The following is a 19,689-nucleotide window of genomic DNA, read 5'->3' as shown; positions in this document are numbered from 1 at the left end:
GAGCGCCCAAGACGCGACCCAAAGCCAAAACTCTTCTGCCTTGTGCGCCATAAGCGTGAGATTGTCGGCCTTCTCGCTGTTGCGCTTGAAGAACCTCGTTTTCCCGGCGCCAATGTCGAGCACGCCGAGGAACCCGGCGTAGCTTAGAAGCTCCAGGTATTCGTTTGGCGAAGGGGTAGCCGTGGCGACGAAGCGATATTTTATCCCATCGCTGACGATCTTCTGTGCCTTGTCCCGGCGGTCGTCGCCGGCAATGATCGCCATGAACTCGCGGAACGTTTTCGTGCCGCCGAAGCCGCGCAGGATAGCGGCCTCGTCCAGCGACACGCCGACGAACTGCGAACAGTCAATCTTGCCCTCTCGGACGCTCTCGTAGTTGGTCAGATAGACCGCCGGCCCGTCGATTTCGGCCGTGGTGCGGATGAACCGCAGATCGACCGCGAACGCCCCGGTGAAGAACTTGACCGCATCGGCCATGAACTCGCGCCGGACGCCGAGGGGCGCAATGATGAGCGTCGGCTTCTGTTCACGGGCAGTGATGATCCGCATGGCTTCGATTTGCGTAACCGTCTTGCCGAGGCCGAAGTTTGCGAACCACGCCCGCCTCCCGCCAGACAATGCCCACCGGACCATCGCCCGGTGATGCGGTTTGAGAGTGGGGTTAATCTCTGCCAGAGCTACGTCAAAGCCGTCGAACCTCGGCGCGATAGCGGCCTTCGCGCTCAAGAACGCGCTGTAGGGGTTTTGCTCGACGTTCATTGCGCAGCCGCCCGGACGGCCCGGTCACTCGCCTCGTAGTCGCGCCAGACCTTGGAAATCATCGCATCGACCGATTTGCGGCCCGAGTAGCCAAGGGTGTCCGCTATCTCGGCGTGCTTGACGCCATCCTCGTGCATGCGGAGTGCTGACAGGAGCTGCTCGTCATTGGCTCGATGATCCATGCGTATTCCTCCGGAATTGGTGGCAGTGTGGGCCGAGGCTCTAGCGGCTCGGGGTCAGGGTCAGGGTTGGGCGGGCGGTTCACAGCGGACCCCAATGGCGAGCAAGGCGCCCTCGATGGTCTCGACAACGGCGACGCTGCCGCGCCAGTCCCGATGCCACTCGATCTGATCGTCTGTCAGGCCGCGCGCGGATGCCGGCTTCGCGTTCACGCGGCCACCTCGGGAGCAGGAAAGGACGTGAGCGATCCGAACTCGCCCTTCACGAACAGGGCGGCCTCTTCAATGTCGTGGATCAGATAGACCGGGCCACCTCGCCAGTCGTCGGCCCACCTTTTTTGGATCGGGTTGAGCCCTCGACGCCCATAGGCGGTCCCTCGGTTTTTGACGTCGAACAAGCGCCAGCCGCCGGACACCCAGGCCAAGCCGTCCGGGACGCCGCAGCCTGCGTTGCTCAAATCCTTCACGGCGGTGAAGACTTCGATGTAAGCGAATATTTCGCGGTGGTTGGCGTCCTTCTTGGCGCCATACTTCAATTTGGCCATGACGGCTGCCTCTCCGGCCCTGCGCGCGCCACCCGAAGCAAGGTGGCAGGCATAGCTGCAGTATTTTCGGTTGGAGCTTTTGAGGGCCCGGAACGAGGTAGCGCAGTGCGAGCATGAGATCTGGGCCACCACAACAGGCCCCGGCTCCCGGGCGGGCCTAGGCTTGACTTGCGACGCGCGGGCGCAGGCAGGAGAACAGAACCTCTGCCTTGACGTTCTTGGCCGAAACGTTGATTTGCAGCCTTGGCACGCGAGGTCTTCGAGCACACTTCGGCTGTCGTAATAGCATTGGAGCCCGCAGAACTTGCGGGGACTGTAGCTGTGGAAAGGCGCAGCGCACTGCTGGCATACCTTGTGGCCGGCTTGGCGGAAATTCGGGTTCGCTGAACCGGCCATGCGGGTCTTGTAAGCATCCGACATGCACGCCCCTGAGCAGTATGTCTTCCGCATCTGGTGGACGGTCGGGCGCGCTTCGATGCCGCAATTGGCGCAGCGCCAAGCCACGTTCGCGTCAATCCTCGCCGCCCGCCGCATCAGTCGGCCGCCTGCGCTGCCATCCGGCGATAGGGGGCGAAGTCAAAGCCGGCGATGCTCGACAAGGTCGTGGTCCTGCCATCAGGCCGCCCACTCAAGAACCCATCGCGAGAATGGCGCCGGACAGGCCAGCCGCGACCGGCGCAAATTCTGCCCACGCTGGACGGGGACAGCCCCAGCTTGTCGGCGATCCCGGAAGCGGTGATATCCCAATCAACCGCCGTCCCGATCTGCCAGATGCGAAATGCCAGCGCGTTCCGCTTCGCCGTCTGTCGCTGCTGCTCGGTCATTGCGCTCTCCCTGGTATGAGTGGCGCGATCTCGCTCGCGCCGGGCGCCCGGTGGCTCAATTCCGCGCAGGTCGCACCATCCCCCGTGCGCGGTTGACGCATGGCGCATTGAGCCGGTTCGGCCTCGGGTGCGGCCGGGGAGAAAGACGGGGGATGCGTATCGTGGAGCGCGTAACCGACGCCCCGGATGGTCTGAATTTCGTACATCGCGCCAACGCGGGCGAACTCGCGCCGGATGTAGCAGATGTGCACGTCAACGGTTCTGTCCGTGACATCATGCCCATAGCGAGCGCTGAGAGCCTGCGCGATGGCGTAGCGCGGCACCGTGCATCCGGACCGGCGCGAGAGCACGCCAAGCACCACCCGATCCGCCGACCGAAGCGTCAAGCCGGGGAAATCAACCTCGGGCGCCTCCGCCGTCAGTTCCGAAATGCGAAACCGCAGTTCGGCGACTTCCTCGGCCAGCCGCCGGGTTTCGGCGCGAAGGTGCGTGATGGTGCTGAAATCGCTCATGTCCGCTCTCGGGAGGCGACCCCGCCCCGCGTGGAGCGAGTGGGGTGGGTGGGTGTCGGGCACGGGGCCGCCACCGGAGAGCGGGAGCGCGTCATTGCGCGGGCCGGCTGTCGTCTGTGATCCAAGCCGAGGCCAGCACAACCCCGCCAGTCTCGCGCTCGATCGCGACGGCAAGCGGCAAGCTCGGCCGCATCTTGTTTTGCGTGAGACGGGAGATTGTCGCCTGATCGACCTTAAGCCGCTTGGCGAAATCCTCCTGCCGGATGCCGTTTTCTGCGAGGAATGTTTTGAGTGTGCTCATGCATGGCAAAATGCACCATGCGCATTCGCCAGTCAATAACCATAATGCATCTTGACACAATGCGCATTGTGCATATACTGACTCCCACACAGCCGATAACGGCGAGAGGGAGGCCACCATGAAGCACACCACACCGAAGCCCCCCGAGGAACCCACGCGGGCGATCAAGGGCTTCGACGCCGGCATGAAATGCCGCGGCTTTCAGTTCGAGGTCGGCCAGACGTATCGCCATGAGGGGCCGGTCGAGGACTGCAAGAGCGGCTTTCACTCCATCACCGGTCACCCGCTCGCGGTGTTCGAATACTACCCGCCGGCAGGGGCGCGGTTTTGCCGCGTGGAGATCAGCGGCGCCACCAGCTCGAACGATGGCACGAAAACCGCGTCGGAAATCCTGACTGTCGGCAGCGAGATCGGCTTTTCTGATCTCGTGCAGGAGGCCGTCGAGTGGGTGAAAAGTCACGCCACGCCTGATGGTGAAAGCGCGACGGGCGACCACGGCGCCGCCAGCGCGACGGGCGACCAAGGCGCCGCCAGCGCGACGGGCTACCAAGGCGCCGCCAGCGCGACGGGCTACCGAGGCGCCGCCAGCGCGACGGGCTACCAAGGCGCCGCCAGCGCGACGGGCGACCAAGGCGCCGCCAGCGCGACGGGCGACCAAGGCGCCGCCAGCGCGACGGGCTACCGAGGCGCTGCCAGCGCGACGGGCGACCACGGCGCCGCCATGTCCTGCGGAGTGTCGGGCAGCGTCCGAGGCGCGGCGGGCAACGCGCTGTTCCTCGTAGAGCGCGGCGAAGACTACGAAATCGTCAACGTTTGGGCCGGGATCGCCGGCCGGGACGGGATCGAGCCCGACACATTTTACACCTTGCGCGACGGCCAGCCCGTCAAATTGGAGGCGTAGGCAATGCACACCACCATCCCCGCGATCCTCGCAGCCGGCCTGCTCGCCGCCTGTGCGCAGTCGCCGAACAGCATCGCGCCCGTTCCGATGGGCAGCGCCTATGCCGGCATTGACTGCGCCCGCGCCGCCGCCGAGCGCAATGAGGCCGCGCAGTCCCTCGCCGCTCTTTCGAGCAAGCAGAACGGCGCGGTCGCCGGTGACGCGGTTGGCGTCTTCCTGATCGGCGTTCCCGTGGCCAGCCTGACCGGCGGCGACGTGTCCGGACAGATCGCCTTGGAAAAAGGGAGAATCGCCTCTCTGGACGCTCGCCTCATGACGTGCGGGGCGTGACCATGAAGAGCACCGCTCAGATTATCGAATTCCCGCGCGGCGAAACCGACACGTGGGCGACGACGATCCAGTGCAACACGGAACTGACGCAGCCGGCGGATAGCTCCGGCCTGATACGCGGCCTGCTGTGCGCGTTCCCGCTCGGCGCGCTGTTCTGGGCCGGCGTCTATGCGCTCTTCGTTCTGGCGGGCGCGCTGTGACCCCCCCGACGATCGTCGTCCAGACCGATGCATGGGACTGGCAGGCCTATGGCGACATCGACGAAGCCGCCGCCGACCTCGAAGACGAAAGCTGGCACCGCGTCTACCGCATCCCGGCCGACCCGCGCGATCCGGCGCCCGAGGTGAGCGGCGAGCTTATCACCGCGATCAACGACCGCCGCCGCGAGGCTGCCGAGGACCGGCATTTGCATGCCGTTTGCCGCACGCAGATGGGGATTTGATGCCCGCGAAACCGACGCTCGACGACTGCTGGCGCCCGTCGCGGGTTTTCGTCGGGCTGGAGAATGGCGAGCGCGTCGAGTTCTACCCCGTGGCGATGGAGCCAATCCATCCGGCGCCTGCCGAGTGGTCCTATTTCGCCGCGGTGAACAACCGGCCGATCCACGAACGGGACGGCGACGCCGCCGAGGCGCTGGAAGCCCTGACCGAGCTACTCATGAGGCACCACCGATGACCCCCGCCGACCACCTCGCTGCGATCAGCCGTGCCGAGCGCGAGGTACAGGCCGCGTCCGCCGCGATCAGTCTCGCCAACCTGGAGAGCGAGGACGAGGCGATCCGCGCGTATCTCGCTGCCCGCCAGCACCTGCGCGACGTGCGGGCGCGCCGCCCCACCTGAGGTTCCTCCCCACCGGCCCTTGCTTCGATGGGCCGGCAACTTCCCCCGGCCATGCGCCGGGGGGCTTTTCCCGAGGATGAAAGATGACCCGAGACGCAACCGCTGAGGCGCTGAGCCGGCAAAGCATAGCCGCGGCAAATCTGTTGGCGGAGCTTCGCACCGACGACGCCGAGCTAGCCCACGACATGATCGAGGGTGAGACAAGTCTTTTCGAAGCGCTAGCGGCTGCGATTGACGAGATCGACCAGTGCGAAATCATCGCCGATGGGTGCAAAGCGAAAGTCGAGGAAATCGGCAAGCGCCGGCATCGCGCCGACGCCCGCGCTAGCCGCATTCGCGCGCTCATCGAACAGGCGATGGCGATGGCCGACCTTTCATCGGTCAGGCTTCCCCTTGCCACGCTCTCGCTCAAGGCGACCCCGCCCAAGGTAGTGGTCAACGACGAAAGCCTGATCCCGAGCGAGTTCTGGGCGCCGCAGTCGCCAGTTCTGGACAAGAAGGCGCTGAACGACGCCGCGAAGCTTCGGGAAATCCCTGGCGTCGGGAAAACCAACGGGGGCGTCTCGCTCCAAGTTCGGAGGGCCTGACATGGCAACCGCGATCCAGATAAGTGGGTTCACCGGCGCGCAACTCGCGCTGATCCGCAACACCGTTGCCGCCGATTGCAACGAGCAAGAGTTCAATCTGTTTTTCGAAGCGGCGCGCGCATACGGCCTTGACCCATTCCGGAAGCAGATCAGCGCCATCGTCTTCAACAAGAAAGCGAAGGACCAATCCAAGCGGCGGATGGCAATCATCGTCAGTCGCGACGGCTACCGGGTGATCGCGCAGCGCTGCAAGAACTATCGCCCGGCCAGCGAGCCGGCGCAGATCGAAATTGACCCGAGCCTCGTATCTCCAACCAACCCGAAGGGCATCGTCAAGGCGACCGTTCGCCTCTGGCAACAGGACAACCGGGGCGAGTGGTTCCCGGTCATAGGCGAGGCATACTGGGACGAGTTCGCGGCGGTAAAGGACGAGTTCGCGGCGAACGAAAATCAGGAATGGCGCCCGACCGGCAAGCAAACCCTAGACGGCAATTGGGGTCGGATGCCGATCGTCATGATCACGAAATGCGCCGAAGCGCAGGCGCTCCGGGCTGGCTGGCCGGATCAGTTCGGCGGCATCTATGCCGAGGAGGAAATGCACCGCGCCGAGGCGGACCTGACCGCATCGGAGGCAGTGGCGCAGGAGGCCGAGAACGCCCGTGTGGCGCGAATTGGCGGGCGCGGCATCAGCTTCGCCTTCGACCATACCGGCGTTCTGGAAAGCGTCCCTGTCGGCGCAATCGCCGACCGCTGCATGGCGTTCATTCGAGATAATGACGCGGAGGCCGTTTACAGATGGTCGGTCCAGAACCGCGCCTCCCTGGCCCAATTCTGGACGGCGGCGCCGGCCGACGCTCTTGAAGTCAAGAAGGCGACGGAGGCCAAAACAGCGCCAATGACGCGAGGCGCGGCATGAGCCACGCCGAAATTATGGAGACGTTCGGCCGGCTGGAACGCGAGGCCGGCGGGGTGGCGCTGGCCGACACCAAGGCCGTGGCGCAGCAAACGGCGGACGCGCTGGGGATCACTTACGAAGCCGTTCGCGCCGCGCTCCTCGATGACATAGGGCTTTGGGGCTAATGACGACAGTCTGGGCAGAACGCACGGACGACAGGCACTTGCGGGTCTATGCCCGATTTGCCGATGATCTGAGCACATTCCCGCGCGGCGAGCGGTTGCGCGTCGTCGTGGATCTTGACCGCAACGGCAAGTTCTCTGCGCTCTATCACCTCATGCTGGGCAGACTGGCGAGGGCGATCAATCGCGGCCCGGCCAGCACCAATATCAACACGCTCAAGAAGTGGGTGAAGCTCAAGCGCGGCTGGTTCGACCTGGTGGACGTGCAACACCCGACGCTCGGCACGATGCAGGCGATCGACTACAAAAGCACCGCTTTCGCGAAGATGGGCGAGGAAGAATTCCACCGGTTCGCGGTGGATACGTGCGACCTGATCCGCGCCGAGCTGGCGCCATGGGTTTCGCAGTCGCCCGAGTGGGCCGAGATCGCGGGCATTATCGCGACGATCGCCCCGGAGGACGCGGCATGATGGCCGTTCCCAAGCCTCAGCGCCCGGTGCGCGGAACCAAAGCCTGCCGCCAGCACATGGCGCGCGTGGCGCAACTTCCGTGCTGCGTCTGCGGCCACCCCGGCCCGAGCATCGTGCACCATGTTTGCCACGATCGCTATTCGCAGAGCCGAGCCTCGGACCTGGATACGATCCCGCTTTGTGCGGCGCACCATGACGCAACATCCCCGGTCGGCCTGCATCACGCCCCTGCCGCATGGCGGGCGAGACATGGCGCGGACCATGGCTACTTGCCGGCGGTACGCGCGGCCATCCATGCTCTTGAGGGGGACGCGGAATGACCGCCGATACCGTCCGCATCGTCCTCGGCTGCGGCGCCGGGCTGACGTTCATCACCGTCGTGATGGTGGCGTGGTGAAAGTGCTCGTCGCCTGCGAATTCAGCGGCATCGTCCGGCGCGCATTCGCCGCGCGCGGGCATGACGCATGGTCGTGCGATCTGCTGCCAGCCGAGGATCGGAGCAACCGGCACATCGTCGGAGACGCGCGTGACCTGCTGCATGACGGCTGGGACATGCTCATTGTGGCCCATCCGCCCTGCACTCGCCTTTGCAATAGCGGCGTCCGCTGGCTCGCTGAGCGCGATCTATGGGCCGAGCTTGACGACGCGGCGGCGCTGTTCTCGGCGTTCTGGTGCGCCCCGATCCAGCGCGTCTGTGTCGAGAACCCGGTGATGCACCGCCACGCCAAGGCGAGGATCAGGGACTACCAGCCGCCCGCGCAGAGCATCCAGCCATGGCAATTCGGGCACGGCGAGACCAAGCGCACCTGCCTCTGGCTGCGCGGCCTTCCGCCGCTGACCCCGACCGACATTGTGGCGGGTCGCGAGGCGCGCGTTCACCGGATGCCGCCGGGCCCGGACAGGTGGCGGGAGCGGAGCCGGTTCTTCCCCGGTATCGCCGCCGCCATGGCTTCCCAATGGGGTGACGCCCCCGCGATCAACAAAGGAGACCCGCGATGACCTCCCGCCTTGGCTGGGAATGCCCCGCCTGCTCGATGATCCATGCGCCTGATGTGCGCCGCTGCGAGTGCCGCTCGACCGGCGGGGAGAGTGAGGCGCCATACGACGAGCGGGGCGACATAATCGCTCGCCTGCAAGAACGGATCGCTGAGCGCAACGGCAGTATCGACGAACTGCGCGAGGAGATCAAACGCCTGAGGGACGCAACCTCGGTGGAGCATCATCCTTTCCCAACGTCCGTCATCGCCTACACCCGTGCCAGCCCGGAGACCCCCGAATGACCGCCTCCTGGCTCATCCCCGCCGCCGCAACCGCCGCCGTTTTCCTCGCCGCGCGCCATGCCTCGCCCGACACGCGCCACGCTCTCGGGATGCCCGACGCTGCGGACATGCTGCTCTATGGCGCGGCGGCTATCGGCTCCATCGCCGCGTGGCTGGCTTGGGCTGTTTGGAGGATGCTGACGTGAAATCCGACCTGATCGACATCGAAGTCATCTACCAGACCCGCACCGAGAGGGCTGTCTGTGTCCGCGAGATAGAGGACGGCGAGGACGTATGGTTGCCGCTGTCCCAAGTGGAGGTGGATGGGCCATTCCGCCGAGGTGGCACCGTCACGCTGACCGGCCCGGAGCGTCTGCTAACCGAGAAGGGGTTGCTATGACCAAGAAGCGCCCCCGCGAGTACCGGCGCCCGTTCACTCGCGACGACGACACCGACGCGGAGATCATCTACACGCTGACCCCGTATTATCCCGCCAAAGGTCCGAGTTGGAATGATCCGGGGTATCCGGCCGAAGGTGAGAATATCGAGGATTTGGCCGCCTACGCGGACGGCGTGGAGATCGAGCTGACCCCCGCCGAAGCCGCGCGCGCCGAGGCCGAAATCTACGCCCTTCCATCGGAGCCTGATGATTGTGACGACTGCCGGGACTGAACAGCGCGCCCTGGTAGTCACGCCGGCGGATGACGGGGGGTTCATCGTGGAAATCATTCCGCGCCACGCCCGGCGGAGATGCGAGGTCGCCTTGGCCGACCTTGACGCCGCCTGCCGCCGCGCTCGGGCGACTGGGCAGGCCGAAATCACACTGACATGGAGCGCACCCGATGAGTGAGAAGCACACTCTGACGATCTGCTACGTCGAAGAAACGCAACGGTACTCCGTCCATAACGAAGACGGCATTGGTATTGTCGCGTACCCGATTGTCGAACAACTCCACGCGCGCCTGCGTTTCCGCGGCTACATCATCCCTCTCAACGACCTTGACGCCGCCTGCCGCCTCGCCCGCGAGACCGGCCGGGCCGAGATAACCCTGACATGGAGAAGCCCCGATGAGTGATTTCGTAGACCCACCATTGCCATGCCCCTTCTGCACGGCCGATGGGCAAGCCGGATGGGTGATAGACGACAAGGAAGGGCTGTCATTCGAGGTATCGTGTTCTCGCGATGGCGAGTGCCCGTCGCCAAAGTGGCGCGAGGCTGCTTCGGGCTATGAGACCAATGCGGAGTGCGCGGCCTCTGTCATCGGCTTCTGGAATGCGCGCGGGGTGAACCCAGACGGATGGCACGGCAGATGTGGGAAGAAACCCAAGGTTCCCGTTCTCGTATTCGTGGATCCTCCGAAGGAAACCGTCTCAGGCGTGCCCCATTTCCCGTGGGCCATCGCCCGCTGGTACCAGGCCCAATGGCGCGACGTTAGAGACGGCCGAATTTACCACGGAGTGGCCCGGTGGAGGTACCTGTGACGCCCGCACCCGAGAACCATCGCGACCATGGAGAAGCCCCAATGAATGACGCCCCCGCCGCCGCGCGGGATGCGCTGATGGACGTGCTCGAGCGCGCCTTGCCGCCGCTCTACACGGACCTATCCGGCCTCCGCAGCATCGCCGACGCCATCCTTGTCTCCGGCCTTGTCGTACCGGCGTCCGTTGTCGCCGCTGCTCGCCGGGATGCGCTGGAAGAAGCGGCGGCGCTGATAGATCGCGGCTATCTCGACGCCAGTGTGCGGATGGACCCCAAGCGCGACCATTCGGTGTCGGACTGGTTTCGGCGGCAGCAGGCAGCCGCCATCCGCGCCCTCATCCCTGGAGAACCGAAATGAAGGTCAACATCCTCACCGCGACAGCTTCGCCGTTTGACGACCCTCGTCCGGGGAATGTCTACCCGGTCGGCGGAGGCTACGGACGCAAGCAGGGACACATGATGATCCTGCTGCACGTCACTGACAGCGGGCGAGCGCTGTTCCTGATCGTGGATAAGCAGGGAGTGCCGCAGGGCGTCACCCATTATGGCGAGCATGTGATTATCGACCGCCAGCCGATCGCATTCGTGGATGGGCTCGAAGACCTCGAATTCGAGATGAGGAGCATATGATGAGTGACGCCCACGAAATCATCCGCCTGGCCATCGTCGGTTCGGGCGCGAACTTTGGGTCGCACGCCGCCGCAACGCGCGTCCTCGCCGCGCTGCCGAAGCTGATCGACGACGCAATGGTGGAGCGGGCAGTGGATGCGTGGTGGGATCGTTTCGACGGGCCGGGCTTCAACTTTAATCGCCTCACAGCATCCATTCCCGTTCGGCGAGGGATGCGCGCCGCCCTTATCGCAGCCCTGACGGAGACGCCCGATGCCCCGTGACACCTATGTTTCCGGCCTCCGCGCTGCGCTCGCCATCGCCAACAAGCGCGCCAAAAATTGCCGCAAAGAGGCGAATCGCCACCGATCCGGTAATACCAATTTCACGCCGGAAGCCAACGCCGCATGGGAGAAAATAGAACGCCAGTGCGCCATGGAAGCGGAGTGCATCGCCGGGAAAATCGGGCGCCTGATCGACACGGCAACCCGCGATCTGAAACAGGAGACACACGATGGAGCCTGACCTTCTCACCCGTCTGGAAGCGCGGAGGCTGCATCTGCCCGATTCCCTCTGCGCCGAAGCCGCCGCCCGCATCCGCACTCTCGAGGCCGCGCTACAGGAGGCACAGGAGCCCCTGCTTGATGCGAGCGCGCCGACAACAAGCGCCGTTGATGCTAGCGAAAGCCCAGACCGGGCACAGCAAGAGGAATGAGCGCGCCTGAATGACTGACCCGCACTTCGCCCCCCGGCTACTCGCGGCGCCCGACGCCGCGCATTACCTGTCCGTGAGCGAAACCACGCTGCGGACCCTTGGCATTCCGCGCCGGATGCTAGGCGCGAAACGCCTATATGACCGTCTCGCGCTTGATGCCTATGCTTCGTCCCTGCCGGTGGAGGGTGAGGCGGGGGATTCGTGCGCAGGGAAGTTCGGGCGGCGTTGAAGCATATCCAGATCGTTCGCAAGGGCGGGAAGGTCTACCGCTATGCTCGCCCGCCGAAGGGCCAGCGGGTGAAGTTGCCCGATCTGCCGGCAGACCATCCCGATTTCATCGCGGCCTATCAGAAGGCCCTCGCGCCCGCGCCCGTGGCCAGCAGGGCGCCCGCCGGCACTATCGCGGCCATGGTAGACGGCTACCAGCGCAGCGCCGCCTACGGGGCGCTGGGGGCGGCCTACAGGGCCACCATGGCGCGGCACCTGGGCGCGATCCGTGAGCAGGCCGAGGACGCGCTGGCGAGCCACCTGAAGGCAGCGGACATTCGCGCGGACCTGTCCCCGCTCTCGCCCAACATCGCCGCCGCGCGCCTCAAGGCATGGCGGCTGCTTTGCGCATGGGGGGAGGTGAATGGCCAGATCGCGGACGATCCAACCGCCGGCGTCAAGCGCAAGCCCGTCCCGAAGACGCAAGGCTACCTTCCGTGGGAGGCCGAGCACGTCGCGGCATACCGGGCGCGCTGGCCGATCGAGACGCCGCAGCGGTTGTGCATGGAAGTGATATTCTGGACCGGCGCGCGGATCAGCGACGCCGTTCTGATCGGTGACGCTCTGGTCGGCCGCGATGGAGTGCTCGCCTTCCGCCAGACGAAGACCGGGGAAATGGCCTATGTGCCATGGACCTGCCCCCTGCCGCCGTTCGCTGCCGGCCGGGACGATCTTCACGCGGCGCTGGCGGCGCGGCCGGCGCGGCACATGACATTTCTGGCGACCGCGCAGGGGAAGACGCGCTCGCACAAGGCTGTGGGGAATTTCATCAGCGAAGCGGCGGCGGCGGCTGGGTTTGACCGGAGCGCCCACGGGCTTCGCAAGGCACGGGCGACCGCGCTCGCCGAGGGTGGAGCGACGCCGCACCAGATCGCATCATGGACCGGCCACCTGTCGCTTTCGGAGGTGCAGCACTACACCGAGGCGGCCAATCGCCGGGCCGCCGTCACGGGCCGGGTTGTAAACCTCCCGGAAGCCACGCCGGGAAGGTCGCTAAAATAGCGTGAACTCAATACGTTGCAAAGTGGGTGGCGACCCCTGCAGGACTTGAACCCGCAACCTGCTGATTAGAAGTCAGCCGCTCTATCCAGTTGAGCTAAGGGGTCCGCTGCGCCGCGCGACCCAGCCGGCGGTCAGTGCGTCCAGGCCGTTCGGCGCTGCGACGCGAAATTGTCGCCATAGCCATTCTGGCGCAGGACATGCTGGCGCATCGTCGGCTCGGCCACCTGATAGGCGATCGAATTGCGCTCGGCATAGGCCATCGCCTCTTCCTTCGTCGCGAAGCGCAGCCGCACCTGCCCGTCCATGTCGCCGGAGCCGGTCCAGCCCATCAGCGGATCGATGATCTTGCGCATCTCCGGCGCGAATTCGAGGATCCAGTCGCGCTTCGCCTGCCCCGATTGCATGGCATTGCGCGCCGGCCGGTAGATTTTCGCAAACATGGGATTCCTCCGCAACAAATCACGCGCCATCGCAGGCTTTATCGCCAAAGACCGGCGCGCGATCAAGGATTTCGTTCGGGAGGGCGTGGAGGGGGATCGAGGTCCCGGTCAAGGCAGCGGGTCGTCGGCCGACTGCGAGGGAGCGAGGGGTGGGGTGGGTGTACGCACCCGGTCGACGACCACTTTGCTGCTTGCAGATTCGTTATACGCCGAGCATCGAGCACACGCAACGGTTTAGTTGATCCCGCGCGGATACACTTCAGGCGGAAATCCGCCGATCGAGGTCGGGCTTGCCATTGGCACCGTCCCGCCCGATCCTTGAAGACACGCCCGCCCCGATCTCCATCTCCGGTGCCCGATGCCGCTCGTCGATACCCTCACCGTTACCCTGCAGGATCCGCGTCGCGCCAAGCTGGAAGGTGGACGGCCCTTCGTGCTTCGCTCGCAATTCCAGCCCGCCGGCGACCAGCCCGCGGCCATCGCCGAACTGGTCGAGGGCGTGACGGCGGGCGAGCGAAACCAGGTGCTGCTCGGGGCCACCGGAACCGGCAAGACCTTCACCGTGGCGAAGATCATCGAGGCGACCCAGCGTCCCGCGATCATTCTCGCCCCGAACAAGACCCTCGCCGCCCAGCTCTACGGCGAGTTCAAAGGCTTCTTTCCAGAGAACGCCGTCGAGTATTTCGTATCGTACTACGATTATTACCAGCCCGAGGCCTATGTGGCGCGGACCGATACCTATATCGAGAAGGAAAGCCAGATCAACGAGCAGATCGACCGGATGCGCCACTCGGCGACCCGGGCGCTGCTGGAGCGAGACGATGTCATCATCGTCGCCTCGGTCTCCTGCATCTACGGTATCGGATCGGCGGAAACCTACGGCGCCATGACCCAGGACATCCTGGTCGGTCAGGGCTACGACCAGCGCCAGGTGATCGCCGATCTGGTCGCCCAGCAATATCGCCGCGGCGACGTCGGCTTCCAGCGCGGCGGCTTCCGGGTTCGCGGCGATTCGCTCGAAATCTGGCCGGCCCATCTCGATGATCGCGCCTGGCGGATCAGCTTCTTCGGCGAGGACGTCGAATCGATCCATGAGTTCGACCCGCTGACCGGCCAGCGCACCGACACGCTCGACCGGGTGCGCGTCTATGCCAACTCGCACTACGTCACGCCGCGGCCGACGCTGCGCCAGGCGATCAAGGGCATCCGGGCCGAGCTGACCCAGCGCCTTGAGCAACTGACCCGCGAGGGCAAGCTCGTCGAGGCCCAGCGGCTGGAGCAGCGCGGCAATTTCGACCTCGAAATGCTGGAGGCCACCGGATCCTGCAACGGCATCGAGAACTATTCGCGCTATCTCACCGGTCGCAAACCCGGCGAGCCGCCGCCCACCCTGTTCGAATACATCCCCGACAATGCCATCGTCTTCGCCGACGAGAGCCACGTCTCGGTCCCGCAGATCGGCGGCATGTACAAGGGCGACTACCGGCGCAAGTTCACCCTCGCCGAGCACGGCTTCCGCCTGCCCTCCTGCATGGACAACCGGCCGCTGAAGTTCGAGGAATGGGACGCGATGCGGCCGCAGTCGGTCTTCGTCTCGGCGACCCCCGCCGCCTGGGAGCTGGACCAGGCCGGAGGCGTCTTCACCGAGCAGGTGATCCGCCCGACCGGCCTGCTCGATCCGCCAATGGAAATCCGTCCCGTCTCGATGCAGGTCGATGACCTGCTCGACGAGGTGCGAAAGGTCGCCGCCGCCGGCAACCGCGCGCTCGTCACCGTGCTCACCAAGCGCATGGCCGAAGACCTGACCGAATATCTGCATGAGCAGGGCATCCGCGTGCGCTACATGCATTCCGACATCGACACGATCGAGCGGATCGAGATCCTGCGCGACCTGCGCCTCGGCGCCTTCGACGTGCTGGTCGGCATCAACCTGCTGCGCGAGGGGCTCGACATCCCCGAATGCGCGCTGGTCGCGATCCTCGACGCCGACAAGGAAGGGTTCCTCCGCTCCGAGACCTCGCTCATCCAGACCATCGGCCGCGCCGCGCGCAACGCCGATGGTCGGGTCATCATGTATGCCGACGGCGTAACCGGCTCGATGGAACGCGCCATGGCCGAGACCAATCGCCGCCGCGAGAAGCAGATGGCCTACAACATCGCGCATGGCATCACGCCCGAGACCATTCGCAAGAACGTCGCCGACGTGCTCGACGGCCTGTTCGGCTCCGACACCGACCAGTCGCGCATCACCACGCGGATCGAGAAGCCGATGGTCGGCGCCAATCTCGCCGCCCATCTCGACGCCTTGCGCAAATCGATGCTGAAGGCGGCGGAGAATCTCGAATTCGAGGAAGCCGCCCGCCTCCGCGACGAGATCAAGCGGCTGGAGGCGGTCGAACTCGCGGTCTCCGACGACCCGCTCGCCCGCCAGTCCGCCATCGACGCGGAAGTCGACGCGGCCGCGCAGCCCCGCTCCAAGGCAGGACGCGGCGGAACGCGAAGCTACCGGGGGAAGAGTCAGAAGAAGGTCCGCTAAAGCAATATCCAACCAGACGGAATCTTCTGGTCATCAAGACATTGCGTCAAATCAATAATCCGGAATGGACGAATCGGCTCCGCCGGATCGGACTCCGCTTCGCTCTGACCTTCTTCGTCATTGGCCTTGTCGCTTCGGGCCTCGCCCTCGCAACGCGGCGACGCCCCCTGCCCGACGGGGCGATCGCCGACGAGATCCTCGGCCCGGCGCTGTTTCTCCGGGGCGCCGCGATCGGTCATGTGCTCGACATGGTTCGCGCCGGAAATTTCGCGCCGGGCGGCGCCGGCGTGACCCTCTGGACCGACGTGCCGGTTCCGGTCGTCGGCCTCATCCTGTCGCACATGACGGCCCGCGACTGGCCGGCCTACCAGCGCCCGGTCAGGGCGGCGGCGAGAAGGGCGGCGCGGGCGCGGAACTCGGACAGTTCCATGTCGAGGCCGCCCTGGGCACGCCGAAGCCTCGGGGCGGCCAAAAGGCCCGGCAGGAGGGCCGGCAGCGCGGCGGCCGGCACCAGCGCCCGGCGGACGCGGGCGGAAGCGATCCGCGCGAGGGCGTCGGCGGCGAGCGTGGCCGGGGCGAGATCGGGAGCGCCCGGCGACAGCGGATCCCGGCCGCGCGCGCGGAACTCCGGCAGGGCGCGGAGCAGCGCCGCGATGCCGGCGCCGCGGGCATAGTCGCGGATCACCGGCAGCGCCGCCACTGGGGCGCCAAGATGACGGGCGGCGAGTTCCATCAGCGCGCCGGCGGTGCCGTCCACGTAAGTCTCGAGCGCGGCGCGGTCCGGGAAGGGCGCCGCTTCGATATCGCGCGCGCGGGCCGCGATCATCGCCTCGAACAAACCCGGCGGCAGGTCGGCGGCGCGGATCGCCTCGGCCAGCGGCTGGACGATCTCGTGCCGGCGCGGCGACTGACCGGCGAAGATCTCGGTCAGCGCGTCGCTCCACCAGCGCAGCCGGATTTCGGCGAGCATCGGCTCGGAGGTCACGTAAGGCGCGCGGGCGATCTCGAGATTGAAGGCATAGAGCGCCATCTGTCCGGCGCGCTTGCCCGCCGGCGCGGTCATCGCCGCGCGCCAGCGCTCGGGATCGGCGCGGGCCACCTGGGCGGCGACGGCGTCGGTCATGCGATCCCCCGGAGCGTTCCCGGCGGTCAGACCGGGTCGGCGACGGGAGCCGCCGTCGGCGCCGAGCCGGCGACCGGGGCGCCGTCGCGCAGCAGTTTCCAGACGATCGCGTCGCGCAGCGCCTGAAAGCTCGCATCGACGATATTGGCCGAGACGCCGACGGTGGACCAGCGGCGCCCCTCGCCATCCTCGCTGTCGATCAGCACGCGGGTCACCGCCTCGGTGCCGCCGGAGGTGATGCGCACCCGGAAATCGACCAGTTTCATGTCGTCGATATAGCGCTGATAGGGTCCGAGATCCTTGCCGAGCGCGCGGGACAGCGCATTGACCGGCCCCTGGTCGGCATGGGTCACCGGATCCTGGCTCTCGGAGACGCTCATCACCCGCTCGGCGCCGAAGCGCGCGACCACCACCGCCTCGGACACCGTGACGGTATCACCGAGCGCGGTCTGGCGCCGCTCGATGGTCACGCGGTAGCGCTCGACGTCGAAATAGCGCGGCAACTCGCCGAGGATTTCCCGCGCGAGCAGCTCAAAGCTCGCGGCGGCGGTGTCATAGGCATAGCCGCGATCCTCGCGCGCCTTGACCTCGTTCAGGATCGCGGCGAGGCGCGGGTCGCCCGTGACGACGTTGATCCCGGCCTTCGACAGGCGCGAGCGCAGGTTCGACTGGCCAGCCTGGTTCGACATCGGGATGAAGCGGCTGTTGCCGACCGATTGCGGCGGCACATGCTCGTAGGTGGTCGGATCCTTCAGGATCGCGCTCGCATGCAGCCCGGCCTTGTGGGTGAAGGCCGAGGCTCCGACATAGGGCGCCGCGCGGTTCGGCACGCGGTTCAGGATATCGTCGAGCAGCCGGCTGACCCTGGTCAGTTTCGGCAGGTCGCATTTGGCAACGCCGGTCTCGAACCGGCTGGCATAGGGTTCCTTCAGCAGCAGCGTCGGGATCAGGCTGACCAGATTGGCGTTGCCGCAACGCTCGCCGAGGCCGTTGAGCGTGCCCTGCGCGTGGCGCGCGCCGGCGTCGATCGCGGCCAGGGTGTTGGCCACGGCGTTCTCGGTATCGTTGTGGGTATGGATGCCGAGCCGGTCGCCGGGGATGCCGGCGGCGATCACCTCGGCGGTGACCCGGCCGACCTCGGCCGGCAGCGTGCCGCCGTTGGTGTCGCAGAGCACCACCCAACGCGCCCCCGCGCCGAGCGCGGCCCGCAGGCAGTCGAGCGCATAGTCGGGATCGACGCGGTAGCCATCGAAGAAATGCTCGGCATCGAAGATCGCCTCGCGGTGATGCGCCGCGAGATGGGCGATCGAATCGGCGATATTGGCGAGATTCTCGCCAAGCGGGATTTCGAGCGCCGTCTCGACATGGAAGACATGGGTCTTGCCGACGAGGCAGACGGCGGCGGTGCCCGCGTTCAGCACGGCGGCCAGCACATCGTCATTGGCCGCGGACCGGCCGGACCGCTTGGTCATGCCGAAGGCGGCCAGCGTCGCGGATTTCAGCCGCGGCGCCCCGTCGAAAAACGCGCTGTCGGTGGGGTTCGCCCCGGGCCAGCCGCCTTCGACATAGTCGAGCCCGAGATCGTCCAGCGCCTTGGCGATCCGCGCCTTGTCCTCGGCGGAGAAATCGACGCCCTGCGACTGCTGCCCGTCACGGAGGGTGGTGTCGTAGAGGTAGAGGCGTTCGCGGGTCATAGGAACGCCTTCAATTTTTCAGGATCAAAGTGACCTTCGATGGCCCAGACAGGTCCGTTGGAAGTGTCCACAATGCCGACACCGCTTTGGTGAAGAGCGTCCCGCAATTCGTCAGCGAGCTTGAAATCCCCTGCGCTGCGAGCTTCGGCCCGCCGCCGCAGAACGGCTCCAATAATAGGCTCATACTCCCTCGTAACAGCGACTCGCTTTATTCCACTGTCACGCTGATCAATCAACAAGCCTAGTACACCATCTTCATTTGGGTCGATTCCGAGGAGTCGCATTGCCCGCATAAGTTGACGCCCCGCGTTCAATGATCCTTTTCGGACATGCTTTGCGTAGATGCTCATTTTTGCCATCGAACCAGGCACATTGAGATCGTCGGACAGGTCCGTCAGAAAATCTTCCCCAGCGTCAAAACCCGGATCCTCTTCTAGGATATCTTTGCCTAGCATCGACAGTTCGAGCCGCCAATTTAGTAGCCGGTCCTTCTCCTGCGCCATCCTCCGCTCGCTCCAATCGAGCGGTTGGCGGTAGTGGCTTGAGAGAAGCACCAGTCGGATCACCTCGCCGGGGATACCCTGGTCGAGCAAATCCCGCACCGTAAAGAAATTGCCGAGGCTCTTCGACATCTTGTCGCCCTCGACGTTCAGCATGCCGTTGTGCATCCAGATCCGCGCGAACTCGCCTTCGGGATGCGCGCAGCGGCTCTGCGCCAGTTCGTTCTCGTGGTGCGGGAAGGCGAGGTCGATGCCGCCGCCGTGGATGTCGAAGCTCTCGCCCAGCAGGTCATAGGCCATGGCGGAGCATTCGATATGCCAGCCGGGGCGGCCGCGGCCCCAGGGGCTGGGCCAGCCGGGGGTCACGGCGTCGGACGGCTTCCACAGCACGAAATCCATCGGGTCGCGCTTGTAGGGCGCGACTTCGACACGGGCGCCGGCGCGCATCTCGTCGAGGTCGCGGCGGGCGAGCTTGCCATAGTCGGGATCGCTGGAAACCGAGAACAGCACGTGGCCCTCGGCCTCATAGGCGTGGCCCTTGGCGATCAACCCCTCGATCATCGTGATCATCGGGCCGATGAATTCGGTGGCGCGGGGCTCGAGCGTCGGGCGCAGGGCACCGAGCGCGTCCATGTCGGCGTGATACCAGCCGATGGTCTCGTCGGTGATGCGGCGGATCGCCCGGAGCTCGGTCTCGCCCGGCATCAGGGTCGCGGCGGCGCGGGCGTTGATCTTGTCGT

32 protein-coding genes, 1 tRNA gene and 2 pseudogenes are annotated in these 19,689 nt (G+C 65.9%); 23 read left to right on the top strand and 12 right to left on the bottom strand.

Going from position 1 to position 19,689, the window contains the following annotated elements:
• From Q0480_RS16500 to Q0480_RS16470, 7 genes and pseudogenes are all read right to left on the bottom strand, one after another.
• Positions 1-759: pseudogene (locus tag Q0480_RS16500) on the bottom strand (DNA methylase N-4); the annotation flags it as partial.
• Positions 756-941: a hypothetical protein gene (locus tag Q0480_RS16495; RefSeq protein ID WP_298619494.1), complete on the bottom strand. Its 186-nt coding sequence runs from the start codon at positions 939-941 to the stop codon at positions 756-758. The gene Q0480_RS16495 and the pseudogene Q0480_RS16500, both read right to left, overlap by 4 nt.
• Positions 942-1,001: 60 nt before the next feature.
• A complete protein-coding gene (locus tag Q0480_RS16490) occupies positions 1,002-1,151 on the bottom strand; it encodes a hypothetical protein (protein WP_298619496.1) in 150 nt (49 codons plus the stop codon).
• Complete coding sequence (locus Q0480_RS16485) at positions 1,148-1,483, bottom strand: hypothetical protein (protein ID WP_298619498.1); 336 nt, start codon at positions 1,481-1,483, stop codon at positions 1,148-1,150. The genes Q0480_RS16490 and Q0480_RS16485 overlap by 4 nt, the downstream gene beginning before the upstream one ends.
• 533 nt (positions 1,484-2,016) lie before the next feature.
• Positions 2,017-2,307, bottom strand: a complete 291-nt coding sequence (locus Q0480_RS16480) for a hypothetical protein (protein WP_298619500.1) — start codon at positions 2,305-2,307, stop codon at positions 2,017-2,019.
• The gene (locus Q0480_RS16475; protein ID WP_298619503.1) at positions 2,304-2,819 is read right to left on the bottom strand and encodes a winged helix-turn-helix domain-containing protein; all 516 of its coding nucleotides are present in this window, start codon (positions 2,817-2,819) and stop codon (positions 2,304-2,306) included. The genes Q0480_RS16480 and Q0480_RS16475 overlap by 4 nt, the downstream gene beginning before the upstream one ends.
• 91 nt (positions 2,820-2,910) lie before the next feature.
• Positions 2,911-3,120, bottom strand: coding sequence for a helix-turn-helix transcriptional regulator (locus tag Q0480_RS16470; protein ID WP_298619505.1), 210 nt, complete (start codon positions 3,118-3,120; stop codon positions 2,911-2,913).
• Positions 3,121-3,238: 118 nt separating this feature from the next.
• Here Q0480_RS16470 and Q0480_RS16465 point away from each other — a divergent pair, with 118 nt between their 5' ends.
• From Q0480_RS16465 to Q0480_RS16365, 21 genes are all read left to right on the top strand, one after another.
• A complete protein-coding gene (locus Q0480_RS16465) occupies positions 3,239-4,021 on the top strand; it encodes a hypothetical protein (RefSeq protein ID WP_299134561.1) in 783 nt (260 codons plus the stop codon).
• 3 nt (positions 4,022-4,024) lie between these two features.
• Complete coding sequence (locus Q0480_RS16460; RefSeq protein WP_298623902.1) at positions 4,025-4,351, top strand: hypothetical protein; 327 nt, start codon at positions 4,025-4,027, stop codon at positions 4,349-4,351.
• 2 nt (positions 4,352-4,353) lie between these two features.
• On the top strand, positions 4,354-4,551 hold the full coding sequence (locus Q0480_RS16455) for a hypothetical protein (RefSeq protein ID WP_298623900.1): 198 nt from the start codon (positions 4,354-4,356) through the stop codon (positions 4,549-4,551).
• Positions 4,548-4,793: a hypothetical protein gene (locus Q0480_RS16450; RefSeq protein WP_298623898.1), complete on the top strand. Its 246-nt coding sequence runs from the start codon at positions 4,548-4,550 to the stop codon at positions 4,791-4,793. Before Q0480_RS16455 ends, Q0480_RS16450 begins: the two co-directional genes overlap by 4 nt.
• Positions 4,793-5,026, top strand: coding sequence for a hypothetical protein (locus tag Q0480_RS16445; protein ID WP_298623896.1), 234 nt, complete (start codon positions 4,793-4,795; stop codon positions 5,024-5,026). The genes Q0480_RS16450 and Q0480_RS16445 overlap by 1 nt, the downstream gene beginning before the upstream one ends.
• Positions 5,023-5,190, top strand: a complete 168-nt coding sequence (locus Q0480_RS16440) for a hypothetical protein (RefSeq protein ID WP_298623894.1) — start codon at positions 5,023-5,025, stop codon at positions 5,188-5,190. The genes Q0480_RS16445 and Q0480_RS16440 overlap by 4 nt, the downstream gene beginning before the upstream one ends.
• Positions 5,191-5,273: 83 nt before the next feature.
• Complete coding sequence (locus tag Q0480_RS16435; protein WP_299134557.1) at positions 5,274-5,777, top strand: siphovirus Gp157 family protein; 504 nt, start codon at positions 5,274-5,276, stop codon at positions 5,775-5,777.
• Position 5,778: 1 nt separating this feature from the next.
• Complete coding sequence (bet, locus tag Q0480_RS16430) at positions 5,779-6,693, top strand: phage recombination protein Bet (protein ID WP_299134555.1); 915 nt, start codon at positions 5,779-5,781, stop codon at positions 6,691-6,693.
• Positions 6,690-6,857, top strand: a complete 168-nt coding sequence (locus Q0480_RS16425) for a hypothetical protein (RefSeq protein ID WP_298623888.1) — start codon at positions 6,690-6,692, stop codon at positions 6,855-6,857. The genes bet and Q0480_RS16425 overlap by 4 nt, the downstream gene beginning before the upstream one ends.
• A 38-nt stretch (positions 6,858-6,895) precedes the next feature.
• On the top strand, positions 6,896-7,324 hold the full coding sequence (locus Q0480_RS16420) for a hypothetical protein (RefSeq protein WP_299134552.1): 429 nt from the start codon (positions 6,896-6,898) through the stop codon (positions 7,322-7,324).
• A gap of 393 nt (positions 7,325-7,717) precedes the next feature.
• Positions 7,718-8,323, top strand: coding sequence for a hypothetical protein (locus Q0480_RS16415; RefSeq protein ID WP_298623884.1), 606 nt, complete (start codon positions 7,718-7,720; stop codon positions 8,321-8,323).
• Positions 8,320-8,604, top strand: coding sequence for a hypothetical protein (locus tag Q0480_RS16410; RefSeq protein ID WP_298623882.1), 285 nt, complete (start codon positions 8,320-8,322; stop codon positions 8,602-8,604). Before Q0480_RS16415 ends, Q0480_RS16410 begins: the two co-directional genes overlap by 4 nt.
• Complete coding sequence (locus tag Q0480_RS16405) at positions 8,601-8,789, top strand: hypothetical protein (protein WP_298623880.1); 189 nt, start codon at positions 8,601-8,603, stop codon at positions 8,787-8,789. Before Q0480_RS16410 ends, Q0480_RS16405 begins: the two co-directional genes overlap by 4 nt.
• Complete coding sequence (locus Q0480_RS16400) at positions 8,786-8,983, top strand: hypothetical protein (protein WP_298623878.1); 198 nt, start codon at positions 8,786-8,788, stop codon at positions 8,981-8,983. Before Q0480_RS16405 ends, Q0480_RS16400 begins: the two co-directional genes overlap by 4 nt.
• Positions 8,980-9,255 carry a hypothetical protein gene (locus tag Q0480_RS16395; protein ID WP_299134549.1) on the top strand — a complete coding sequence of 92 codons (276 nt, stop codon included), beginning with the start codon at positions 8,980-8,982 and terminating at the stop codon, positions 9,253-9,255. Before Q0480_RS16400 ends, Q0480_RS16395 begins: the two co-directional genes overlap by 4 nt.
• A gap of 170 nt (positions 9,256-9,425) precedes the next feature.
• On the top strand, positions 9,426-9,659 hold the full coding sequence (locus Q0480_RS16390) for a hypothetical protein (protein ID WP_299134547.1): 234 nt from the start codon (positions 9,426-9,428) through the stop codon (positions 9,657-9,659).
• A 447-nt stretch (positions 9,660-10,106) separates the two neighbouring features.
• Complete coding sequence (locus tag Q0480_RS16385; protein ID WP_299134544.1) at positions 10,107-10,421, top strand: hypothetical protein; 315 nt, start codon at positions 10,107-10,109, stop codon at positions 10,419-10,421.
• A complete protein-coding gene (locus tag Q0480_RS16380) occupies positions 10,418-10,693 on the top strand; it encodes a hypothetical protein (RefSeq protein ID WP_299134542.1) in 276 nt (91 codons plus the stop codon). Before Q0480_RS16385 ends, Q0480_RS16380 begins: the two co-directional genes overlap by 4 nt.
• Positions 10,693-10,956 carry a hypothetical protein gene (locus tag Q0480_RS16375; protein ID WP_299134540.1) on the top strand — a complete coding sequence of 88 codons (264 nt, stop codon included), beginning with the start codon at positions 10,693-10,695 and terminating at the stop codon, positions 10,954-10,956. The genes Q0480_RS16380 and Q0480_RS16375 overlap by 1 nt, the downstream gene beginning before the upstream one ends.
• On the top strand, positions 10,946-11,197 hold the full coding sequence (locus Q0480_RS16370) for a hypothetical protein (protein ID WP_299134539.1): 252 nt from the start codon (positions 10,946-10,948) through the stop codon (positions 11,195-11,197). The genes Q0480_RS16375 and Q0480_RS16370 overlap by 11 nt, the downstream gene beginning before the upstream one ends.
• A gap of 415 nt (positions 11,198-11,612) precedes the next feature.
• Positions 11,613-12,656, top strand: a complete 1,044-nt coding sequence (locus tag Q0480_RS16365) for a tyrosine-type recombinase/integrase (protein WP_299134538.1) — start codon at positions 11,613-11,615, stop codon at positions 12,654-12,656.
• A gap of 27 nt (positions 12,657-12,683) precedes the next feature.
• On the opposite strand, the gene Q0480_RS16360 is transcribed toward Q0480_RS16365, so the two are convergent.
• Together Q0480_RS16360 and Q0480_RS16355 are read right to left on the bottom strand one after the other, a co-directional pair.
• Positions 12,684-12,760 (bottom strand) — tRNA-Arg (locus Q0480_RS16360).
• Positions 12,761-12,787: 27 nt separating this feature from the next.
• On the bottom strand, positions 12,788-13,096 hold the full coding sequence (locus Q0480_RS16355; protein WP_299134535.1) for an ETC complex I subunit: 309 nt from the start codon (positions 13,094-13,096) through the stop codon (positions 12,788-12,790).
• 358 nt (positions 13,097-13,454) lie between these two features.
• Here Q0480_RS16355 and uvrB point away from each other — a divergent pair, with 358 nt between their 5' ends.
• Entirely contained in the window at positions 13,455-15,632 is a 2,178-nt protein-coding gene (gene uvrB / locus Q0480_RS16350) for an excinuclease ABC subunit UvrB (RefSeq protein WP_299134533.1), read from the top strand.
• A 248-nt stretch (positions 15,633-15,880) separates the two neighbouring features.
• Positions 15,881-15,925 (top strand): annotated as a pseudogene (locus Q0480_RS18000) (hypothetical protein); the annotation flags it as partial.
• Between the two features lie 71 nt (positions 15,926-15,996).
• On the opposite strand, the gene Q0480_RS16340 reads toward Q0480_RS18000, so the two are convergent.
• The 3 genes from Q0480_RS16340 to Q0480_RS16330 form a co-directional block, all read right to left on the bottom strand.
• Positions 15,997-16,755, bottom strand: a complete 759-nt coding sequence (locus Q0480_RS16340; protein ID WP_299134529.1) for a squalene/phytoene synthase family protein — start codon at positions 16,753-16,755, stop codon at positions 15,997-15,999.
• A gap of 26 nt (positions 16,756-16,781) precedes the next feature.
• Entirely contained in the window at positions 16,782-18,449 is a 1,668-nt protein-coding gene (gene cimA, locus Q0480_RS16335; protein ID WP_299134528.1) for a citramalate synthase, read from the bottom strand.
• Positions 18,446-19,689 (bottom strand): cysteine--tRNA ligase (locus Q0480_RS16330; protein WP_299134527.1); only part of this gene is annotated, 1,244 nt, incomplete at its 5' end. The genes cimA and Q0480_RS16330, both read right to left, overlap by 4 nt.

The sequence above is a fragment of the uncultured Amaricoccus sp. genome (genome assembly GCF_937891315.1).
Classification (GTDB): Bacteria; Pseudomonadota; Alphaproteobacteria; order Rhodobacterales; family Rhodobacteraceae; genus Amaricoccus.
The sequence above is the reverse complement of the archived record's forward strand: the minus strand, read 5'-3'. Positions and strand labels throughout refer to the sequence as shown.